The sequence below is a fragment of the Tropicimonas sp. IMCC6043 genome (assembly GCF_004146235.1).
Lineage (GTDB): Bacteria > Pseudomonadota > Alphaproteobacteria > Rhodobacterales > Rhodobacteraceae > Tropicimonas.
On sequence record NZ_SELO01000095.1, the window covers coordinates 1 to 4,390 of the forward strand.

Consider the following 4,390-nt stretch of genomic DNA (forward strand, 5'->3'; position numbering starts at 1 on the left):
CGGAAATGGCCTGGTTCGATCCGAAGGCCACCATGCCAGAGGCGGAGTTAAGTGATCCATGCCCTCGCTGCGGAAAACCCCGTTCTCGAGGCGCCGATCACGGCTCCAAACGCTTGTTCTAGACCTACCCGCCGGCGAGACGGCGCATGAGAAAGATTTCGGCGCCTTCGGGTAGCTCCTTGGACCAGTTGTCGCGGTAGATGACGCCATCTATCGAGACGGCGATGTCGTTCTCGATCGAGTCCCGCAGGGCTGGGTAGCGCTCCCCGAGCTTCCGAAACAGCTCGCGGATATCCCTGGCCTCGACATCGACCTGACTCTGGTCGTCCGCCAGGGCGGCGAGCGCGCCCCAAAGTCTCACCGTGATCATCAGCCCTTCGTCCGGGCGTCAAGCGCGGCCAGAATCCGTGGCGGCGACATCGGTATGTGGGTCATGCGGACTCCGACCGCGTTAGAAACCGCGTTGGCAATAGCGGCGAGCGGCGGCACGATGGAAGTCTCGCCGACTCCGCGCACGCCATATGGGTGGCTTGGGTTAGGGATCTCGAGGATTTGCGTGTCGATCATCGGCAAGTCGGAACAGACCGGGATGCGATAGTCGAGAAAGCCCGGGTTTTGCAACCGCCCGTCGGCGCCATAGACGTACTCCTCGTTCAGCGCCCAGCCGATGCCCTGCGCGGCACCTCCCTGATACTGGCCCTCCACGTAGTCGGGGTGCACGGCCTTCCCGGCGTCCTGAATGACGGTATAGCGCAATATCCGAGTGCTGCCGGTCTCGGGGTCGACCTCGACATCGCAGATATGGGTGGCGAAGGAGACGCCGGCCCCGTCAGCGACCATTTCACTGTGGCCGGCGATGGGCCCGCCGGTCTTACCGGAAGCCTCGGCGATCTCCCTGACCGACAGGGGCGCCAGGTTGCCGTAGCTTGCCCCGATCGCCTTGGCATGGCCGTCTTCCCAGATCACCTCTTCGACCGGGATATCCCACATCATGGCGGCTCGGCTGCGCATCACCTCGATGGCGTTCCGGGATGCCGAAATTGTCGCCATCGAGGACGAGAACGTGCCTCGGCTTCCATCCGTCATGTCGTTGTAGCCAAGCGTGGCCGTGTCCGCGACGACGGCCCTTACATGTTCGTAGGGGATGCCCAGTTCCTCTGCCGCAACAAGCGACAAGGATGCACGGGAGCCACCCACGTCGACCGTACCGACCGCCAGCGTGACCGTGCCGTCGGCGTTCACGTTGAGATCTGTGCAGGTCTGGCCGCCGAAGTTGAACCAGAACCCGCAGGCCATTCCACGGCCCTTGTTGGGTCCGAGCGGTGCGTGCATATGGGGATGAGCCTGAGCCGCGTCCAATGTCGGCCTGATGCCGATCGGGCCGTAGACTGGGCCATAGGAGGATCTGGTGCCCTCGCGCGCCGCGTTCTTGATCCGAAAGGCGATCGGATCCATGCCGAGCTTTTGCGCCAGCTCATCGACGACACTTTCGACCGCAAAGGCCGCCATCGGCGCGGACGGCGCGCGATAGGCGGCGGTCTTGGGGCGGTTGACCAGTACCTCGTAGCCGACCGTCTTGACGTTCTGCAGGTCGTAGCAGGCAAAGGACGTCATCGCGCCCAACTCTGCCCAGAGCTCCGCGTAGGGTCCGCAGGAATAGCGCAGCTCGGCCGAGGCTGCCGTGATCGTGCCGTCGTGCCGCGCCCCTATTATGACGTCGATCGAGGTCGCGCTCGTCGGTCCAGAGGCGCGGAAGACTTCTTCGCGCGACATTACCAGCTTGACGGGCCGACCGGCCTTCCGCGACAGCGCGAGTGCCACCGGCTCCATCCAGACATGGGTCTTTCCTCCAAACCCGCCGCCGATCTCGGACGAGGTGACGCGGAGCTTCGAGACATCCATCCCCAGCAGATCGGCGCACTTCTGGCGGTAGACAAAATGGCCCTGGGTACAGACCCAAAGCTCTGCCGTGCCGTCCGAATTGACGCTGGCGACACAGGCGTGGGGCTCGATATAGCCTTGGTGGGTCTGTTCAGTTTTGAAGCTGCGCTCGACAATGACATCCGCCGCCGCCAACCCCGCATCGACGTCGCCATGGCCGAATTCGGAGCGCGCGGCAACGTTCGAGGAAGTGGTGGGCCTGGGGTCCACGCCGTCGGTGAAGATGGTGTCGTGCAAAACGGGAGCGGAGGGCAGCATCGCCTCGTCGACATCGACGACATGCGGCAACACCTCGTAGGAGACCTCGATCAACTTGAGTGCCTGACGTGCCGTTCGAGCATCGACGGCCGCCACCGCCGCGACCGCATGGCCGTCGTAGAAAGCCGTCGACCGTGCCATGCAGTTGTCGAGCAGATCGTGATGCGCCTGGTCGCCATTGGAGAGGTCCGGCAGGTCGTCGGCCGTGACCACCGCCTTTACGCCCTTAAGCGCCTCGGCGCGCGCGGTGTCGATGCTGCCGATCCGCGCATGAGCGTGCGGGCTCCGCAGGATTCGGCCCACAAGCTGACCCGGCATGTTGAAGTCCGCCCCGTAGCGCGCGCGCCCGGTGACCTTGTCGACGCCGTCTGGGCGCACCGGCCGCGTGCCAACGGATTTGTAGGTCCTGTCTTGATAGGTGGCATCGAATCTCATGGCTCAGCCCCCGTTGATCTCTAGCGCAGCGGCCTGCACGGCCCGGACGATCTTGTCATAGCCGGTGCAACGGCACAGGTTGCCAGCAAGTCCAAAGCGGATTTCCTCTTCGGTCGGGTCCGGATTGGCGTCGAGAAGCGCTTTCGCCGCCATGAGGAAACCTGGTGTGCAGATCCCGCACTGCAAAGCCGCATGCTCGAGGAACTTGGTCTGCAGCGGATGCAGCGTATCGCCTTTCGCCATGCCCTCGATGGTTTCAACCGTGGCGCCCTGAACTTCGGCGCCAAGTACCAGGCACGAGCAGACAAGTTTGCCGTCGAGAACCACACTGCACGCGCCGCAGTCGCCAGTGCCACAGCCTTCCTTGGCGCCAGTAAGACCAAGCCGGTTGCGTAAGACGTCCAGCAAGGTTTCTTCAGCCTGGCAGAGATATTCGACCTCGTCGCCATTGATCGTGGCGGAGACAGCAAGCCCAGACATTACGCTCCCCTTGACCGGTCGTAGGCAATGCGGGCCGCCCGCCGTGCCAGAACGCCCGCTACCTTCTTTCGAAACTCCACCGTGCCACGCTTGTCGTTGATCGGACGGCATGCCGCGGAACACGCCTCCGCCAGCCTCTCCAGCGCGGCGTATTCCAGCCTAGTGCCAAGAATGGCGTCGGCGGCCTCTGCTACCAACATGACGGTCGGCGCAACGGCCCCCAATGCAACCCGCGCGGACTGGATGGTCCCCGTCTCGTCCAATGTCAGGCTCACGCCGGCGCCAACAACGGCGATATCCATTTCAGTCCGAGGGATGAACCGCAGATAGGCATCGCCCGACCGTGGCGGGCGGTTGTCGATTTCAATGGTCGCGACGATCTCACCCTGGCCAAGAGAGGTCTTACCGGGCGCAACCGGCACCGCCTCGACCGGAACTGTGCGCATGCCCGCCGGGCCGGCGATGATTGCCCGTGCGCCGGCTGCCACCATCGCCGGCACGCTGTCAGCGGCAGGCGATGCGTTGCAGAGGTTACCGGCGATGGTGCAGCGCGACTGGATCTGCGCGGAGCCGATCAGATTGGCCGCCTCGACGACCCCCGGCCAAGCTGCCTTCAGCGCGGCATGCCTGCCGAGGTCGGCACAGGAGACAGCGGCACCGATGGCAAAACCTTCGGCGGTATGGTGGACAGTCCGGAGCTCTGCGATCGACTTGATGTCGACCATGAGATCTGCCTCGAAATGATCACTCTTCGCGCGGACAAGGAGATCGGTCCCACCGGCCAAGATATATGCCGTTCCCTTGGTTTCGGCCAACAACCTGGACGCATCCTGCAGTGTTTCCGGACGTTCGTAGTACATTGCCTGATCCCTCCCTCGGAGGTCATCGTACATGCGCAACATTCTAAATGTAATGGTGTTGGGATACATACCCGAATTGATGCAAGAGATCGGTTTTCCAACTTCCCGCTGGTCGTCTTCAACGACGCTATGTTCCAATAGTCATTAGGCCACGTCTACGGGCACGGTGCGCAAAGGTCGCCAAGGCGAGATAAGCGTTGCAGATTCAAGCAACGGCCAGTCTTAAGCGACTGTCCTTTTGACCTTCCCTGCTCCTCGTCGAGAGTTCTCTGGCCAGTCGGCAGGAGCAGGCGCAGGAGATCCCCGATGACGTCGCTTGAGGCGCTCTCCGTGGCCCGTCAGAAGGCGAAGATCTCCTCGGGTAACCTGAGCACCAGGCGGCTTCTCCCGCCCCTCTCCGCGCCCGGCACCTCGGC

Annotated in this window: 4 protein-coding genes; all 4 read right to left on the bottom strand. The window is 63.3% G+C overall.

The window, feature by feature from the left end:
- Window positions 1-124: 124 nt before the first annotated feature.
- Genes EU800_RS25680 through EU800_RS25695 form a run of 4 tightly spaced genes read right to left on the bottom strand, consistent with a single transcriptional unit; the run spans window position 125 to window position 3,974 of the window.
- Entirely contained in the window at window positions 125-370 is a 246-nt protein-coding gene (locus EU800_RS25680; protein ID WP_129636304.1) for a MoaD/ThiS family protein, read from the bottom strand.
- A complete protein-coding gene (locus EU800_RS25685) occupies window positions 370-2,634 on the bottom strand; it encodes a xanthine dehydrogenase family protein molybdopterin-binding subunit (protein ID WP_129636305.1) in 2,265 nt (754 codons plus the stop codon). Before EU800_RS25685 ends, EU800_RS25680 begins: the two co-directional genes overlap by 1 nt.
- Window positions 2,635-2,637: 3 nt before the next feature.
- Complete coding sequence (locus tag EU800_RS25690; protein ID WP_129636306.1) at window positions 2,638-3,114, bottom strand: (2Fe-2S)-binding protein; 477 nt, start codon at window positions 3,112-3,114, stop codon at window positions 2,638-2,640.
- Window positions 3,114-3,974 carry a xanthine dehydrogenase family protein subunit M gene (locus EU800_RS25695; RefSeq protein WP_129636307.1) on the bottom strand — a complete coding sequence of 287 codons (861 nt, stop codon included), beginning with the start codon at window positions 3,972-3,974 and terminating at the stop codon, window positions 3,114-3,116. The genes EU800_RS25690 and EU800_RS25695 overlap by 1 nt, the downstream gene beginning before the upstream one ends.
- Window positions 3,975-4,390: the final 416 nt, after the last annotated feature.

What these genes read in the sequence shown, in the direction of transcription:
- EU800_RS25680 (WP_129636304.1), bottom strand. Translation starts at nt 370, where the DNA reads ATGATCACGGTGAGACTTTGGGGCGCGCTCGCCGCCCTGGCGGACGAC.
- EU800_RS25690 (WP_129636306.1), bottom strand. Translation starts at nt 3,114, where the DNA reads ATGTCTGGGCTTGCTGTCTCCGCCACGATCAATGGCGACGAGGTCGAA.
- EU800_RS25695 (WP_129636307.1), bottom strand. Translation starts at nt 3,974, where the DNA reads ATGTACTACGAACGTCCGGAAACACTGCAGGATGCGTCCAGGTTGTTG.
- EU800_RS25685 (WP_129636305.1), bottom strand. Translation starts at nt 2,634, where the DNA reads ATGAGATTCGATGCCACCTATCAAGACAGGACCTACAAATCCGTTGGC.